The 4547-nt window shown below is 65.4% G+C and carries 4 protein-coding genes; 2 read left to right on the top strand and 2 right to left on the bottom strand.

The features are described 5' to 3' along the window. Positions 1-165 precede the first annotated feature (165 nt). Positions 166-1242 (bottom strand): Gfo/Idh/MocA family protein, encoded by a 1077-nt coding sequence (locus tag ABWP09_RS13640; protein ID WP_353205671.1) that lies wholly within the window; start codon positions 1240-1242, stop codon positions 166-168. Between the two features lie 36 nt (positions 1243-1278). Here ABWP09_RS13640 and ABWP09_RS13635 point away from each other — a divergent pair, with 36 nt between their 5' ends. Then, positions 1279-2187 (top strand): aldo/keto reductase, encoded by a 909-nt coding sequence (locus ABWP09_RS13635; protein ID WP_353205670.1) that lies wholly within the window; start codon positions 1279-1281, stop codon positions 2185-2187. Then, positions 2184-3269 (top strand): LLM class flavin-dependent oxidoreductase, encoded by a 1086-nt coding sequence (locus ABWP09_RS13630; protein WP_353205669.1) that lies wholly within the window; start codon positions 2184-2186, stop codon positions 3267-3269. The genes ABWP09_RS13635 and ABWP09_RS13630 overlap by 4 nt, the downstream gene beginning before the upstream one ends. A gap of 5 nt (positions 3270-3274) precedes the next feature. On the opposite strand, the gene ABWP09_RS13625 is transcribed toward ABWP09_RS13630, so the two are convergent. Beyond that, on the bottom strand, positions 3275-4297 hold the full coding sequence (locus tag ABWP09_RS13625; protein ID WP_353205668.1) for an oxidoreductase: 1023 nt from the start codon (positions 4295-4297) through the stop codon (positions 3275-3277). Positions 4298-4547: the final 250 nt, after the last annotated feature.

Here is a 4547-nt window from a genome sequence, read left to right as displayed (position 1 = left end):
CGGGTGTCGCGGTCAGCAATGCGAGCGTCGCGACGCCCGACAGAAATACGGTCTTAGTCATAATCCCCTCCTCAAAATATAAATCCCATCTAATCGATGGATATTATCGTCTTCGTTCCGCTGACAGCGCAATCAGGCTTGCCGGCGGTAAAGCCCTGCTTGGTGTCAAAATCCCAATTCGGTCATCTCAACCACACGATGTTCGCGCGCGCTGATCTCGGCGGCGGTGCCGATCGCGACCGCCATCATGCCGTCATGCGCCGTCACCTCGACCGGCCCCGCCCCACGCACGGCAGCGTTGAAGCGCTGGTGTTGGTAGAAGGTCGATCCGTGATGGCTGCCGGCGTTGAGCGCAGTTTCGTCGGTATGAACGAGGCGGCGCGTCGCTTGCTTGTTGCCGCGGAAGCCGACACGCGGCGAATGGACGATCGCACCCTCGGGGATCAGCACGTCGAGTCGCGCCTGGTCGCCGACCGCGGTAATCTCTTCCTGATTTTCCGCGCCATCGGCGAACATCGACAGATCGAGCATCGCGCGCGCGCCATTCGCAAAATCGATGGTGGTGTAGCTATTGTCGATAATGTCGGGCGTCTCGCCGCCATAGGCCTCGTCGAGATGGTTCACGTCCATCGCGCCCGAACAATAAGCGCGGACCGCCTCGGCCCCGACGATCAGCCGCATCAGATCGAAGAAATGGCAGCATTTCTCGACCATCGTGCCGCCGGTGTTGCGGTTGAAGCGGTTCCAGTCGGCGACCTTGACGAGGAACGGGAAGCGATGCTCGCGGATCGACAGCATCTGCAATTTGCCGATCTTGCCTGCGTGGATGTCGGCGATGAATTCGGCCGCCGGCGGCATGTAGCGATATTCCATCGCGGTCCAGAACACCTTGTCGCTCTGCGCGGCGCGATCGACGATCCAGCGGCAGTCCGCGATCGTGGTGGCCAGCGGCTTCTCGCACAAAATGTGCAGCCCCGCGTCGAACAACGGCTCGAGCACCGCGCGATGCGTGAAATTGGGGCTGGCGACGATGACGGCATCGCATAGGCCGCTCTTTGCCAGCGCCTCGACCGAATTGAACGCGGTCGCCTGCCCGGCGCGATCCCCCAGCGCGGTTGTCGCCCAGCCGAGCGAGCCCTCCGCTGGATCGGCCAGCGCCGTCACGACCGCACCCGGCGTGATCGCCAAATTGTTCAAATGCTCGACACCCATCATTCCGGTGCCAACCAGGCCGTATCGCACTTGCTCTCCCACGATCTTCTTCTCTATATGACAACGATGTCTGAAATCATGCTTACACCCGAAATGCGCCCGCTCGGCAAGAGCGGAATCATGGTCAGCCCGATTGCCTGGGGGATGTGGCGATTCGGCCACGCCTCGCACGCCGAGGGTCGCGCGCTGATCGAGGCGGCGTTTGCCGCCGGTGTCACGCTGTTCGACACCGCCGACATTTACGGGTTCGATGGTTCGGGCGGATTTGGCGATGCCGAAGCCCTGCTCGGCCGCATCTTTGCCGACGCGCCGGAATTGCGCACGCGAATGGTGCTGGCGACCAAGGGCGGAATCACCCCGCCCGTCCCCTATGATTCGGGGCGCGACTATCTGATGGCGGCGCTCGAGGCTTCGCTCAAGCGGCTGCAGGTCGAACAGGTCGATCTCTATCAGATCCACCGCCCCGACATCCTCGCCCACCCGCAGGACGTCGCGCGCACGCTTGAGGAGATGGTGACATCGGGCAAGGTCCGCGCGGTCGGCGTGTCGAACTATACCGTGGCGCAAACGCAAGCGATCGCCGCGCTGCTGACGATCCCGCTGGCGAGCGTACAGCCCGAATTCTCGGCACTCGCGCTCGATCCCATCACCGATGGTCTGCTCGATCTGACGATGGAGCGCGACGTCGCGGTGCTCGCCTGGTCGCCGCTCGGCGGCGGCCGGATCGGCGCGCCCGAGGACGACCGCTCGAAGGCGGTCGCGGCCGCGCTCGATGTGGTCGCTGCGGCAGCAGGGGTTTCCCGCGCGACCGCAGCCTATGCCTGGATCATGGCGCACCCGGCGCGCGCGATCCCGATCGTCGGCACGCAAAATATCGCGCGGATCGGCGAGATTGGCGAGGTCTATAAGGTCCGCTTCACCCGCCAGACCTGGTATGACGTGCTGGTCGCCGCACGCGGGGAGCGCTTGCCGTGACCGCGCTGTCGCCCACCCTGCCGCCGTGCGAGATCAGCTGGTTCTCGGCGCTGTGCGACGACGATTACGAATTTCTCGGCGTGCCCGATGCAAAGCTCAAGTCGAGCTGGGAGCATTGTCGCGATATCGTGCTGCAGGCCGAAAGCGGGGGTTTCGACAATATCCTTTTGCCCTCGGGTTATCAGCTCGGCATCGATACCACAGCCTTTGCCGCGGCGATCGCGCCGATGCTCAAACGCATGGCGCTGCTGATGGCGGTGCGGATCGGCGAGACGTGGCCACCGCAGCTCGCGCGCCAGATCGCGACGATCGACCGCCTGCTCGGCGGGCGGCTGACCGTCAACATCATCTCGTCGGACATGCCGGGCGAAACGCTCGGGAGCGCGCCGCGTTACGCGCGCACGGTCGAGGCGATGCACATCCTCAAGACCTTGCTCAACGGCGAGAGCCTTGATCATGACGGCGAATTCTGGAAGCTGAAGATCGATCCGCCGCGGATCGGCACCGTGTCGGGCAAGGCCCCCTCGCTCTATTTCGGCGGCCTTTCCCCCGATGCGCGCGACGCCGCCGCCAAGGGTTGCGACGTATTCCTGATGTGGCCAGACCGCCAGGAAGTCGTCGCCGCGATCATCGCCGACATGACCGCGCGCGCTGCCGCTTATGGCCGCACGCTGAAATTCGGCTACCGCGCGCACGTCATCGTCCGCGATACCGAAGCCGAGGCGCGCACCGCCGCCGACCGCTTGCTCTCGAAGCTCGATGCGGCGGAAGGTGCCGCGATCCGGGCGAAATCACTCGATTCGCACTCCGCCGGAGTCGCCGCGCAAGCAGCCCTGCGCGAGAATGCCGCCGACGATGGCTATGCCGAGGCCAATTTGTGGACCGGCGTCGGGCGTGCGCGTTCAGGCTGCGGCGCGGCGATCGTCGGCGATCCCGACCAGGTGCTGGCCAAGCTCAATGCGTATCGCGCGATGGGGATTGAGGCGTTTATCCTGTCGGGGTATTCGCACGCCGCCGAGGCCGATCTGTTCGCGCGGCATGTCTTGCCGCAGATCGAGCATGCGCCGCTGCAGCGGGGATAGGCGGTTTACGGGTGCGGTAGCCGCCGCCCCTCGGCCGCGCTGCGGCGCGCCACGGCGATCAGCTCCATGACCGCCAGCGCATCGCGCGCGGGAACCGGAGGCGGAGCGCCCTCGGCGATGGCAGCGACCACCCCGGCATAATAACGCCGCCAATCTCCCCGCGCGCTCACGATGCGGAGCGCGGTGCCAGCGGCATCGGTCAGCGTGCCATAGGCCTCGGGGGCATCCTCCCCGAAGCCCGGCGTCGTCGGCGGGTGTCCGTCGCGCAACACCGCTTCCTGCGGATCGATCCCGTACTTCACGAAGCTGCTGCCCGTCCCGTGCAGCGCGAAGCGCGGGCGGGGCTGCGCAAGCAACGTCGCGGCCGAGACGATCACGCGCCGCGAACCGTAAAACAGCGTGATCTCGAAATAATCTTCGGTCTTTGCGGTAGCCCGTTGGGTCGCGAGGTCGGCCGACACGGCATCGGGCGCGCCGAACAGTTGCAGCGCCTGATCGAGCAAATGCGGCCCGAGATCGTTAAGCAGCCCTGCCCCTTGCTGTTCCCGCCAACCGGGCTTGATCGCGGGGCGAAACCGGTCCCAGCGCAGTTCCGCGAGCGCGATGTCGCCAAGCACGCCATCCGCCAGAATGCGCTGCACCGTCAGGAAATCGGCGTCCCAGCGTCGGTTGTGAAACGCCGACAGCAGCAGCCCATGTGCTTCCGCCAGCGCGATCAACGCCGTACCGTCGGCCGGGTCGGTCACGAACGGCTTGTCGATCACGACGTGTTTGCCGGCGGTGAGCGCGGCCTCCGCCAGCGGGGCGTGGCTAGAGTCGGGAGTCGCGATCACTACCAGATCGATCGCGGGATCGGACAGCAGCGTTGCTGCGTCCGCTACAGTCGTCGCCTCCGGCCAGTCGCGCGCCACCGCCGCGCCGCGCGAGGTCACGACGCTAGTCAGCCGCAACCCCGGCACTGCGCCGATCAGGGGGGCATGGAACGACGCGCCCGCAAGCCCGTATCCGATCAGTCCGACGCGAATCATCCCGTGCGCATAGCCCAGGCGATACCGCCTTGCCCATGTCGCGCTGCGGTGCCCCCGTTTCATCCACCCGCCGCGCAGTGACGGGTCGCGCACGCGTCCCCGCAGGGTCAATTATTGTGGACAGTGATGGCACGAAAATGCGAAATATGGTCTGGCGAGTGTGTCAAAAATCCAAAAAGAGCAGGATGATGGATGTAGTATCGATGACGCGTTTCGGTCGGGTGAGCTTTGGCGTGGCATGCGCCGCCCT

It is taken from the genome of Sphingomonas sp. (assembly GCF_040398505.1).
Taxonomy (GTDB): Bacteria; Pseudomonadota; Alphaproteobacteria; order Sphingomonadales; family Sphingomonadaceae; genus Sphingomonas.
This window is presented reverse-complemented; position numbering and strand designations above follow the sequence as displayed.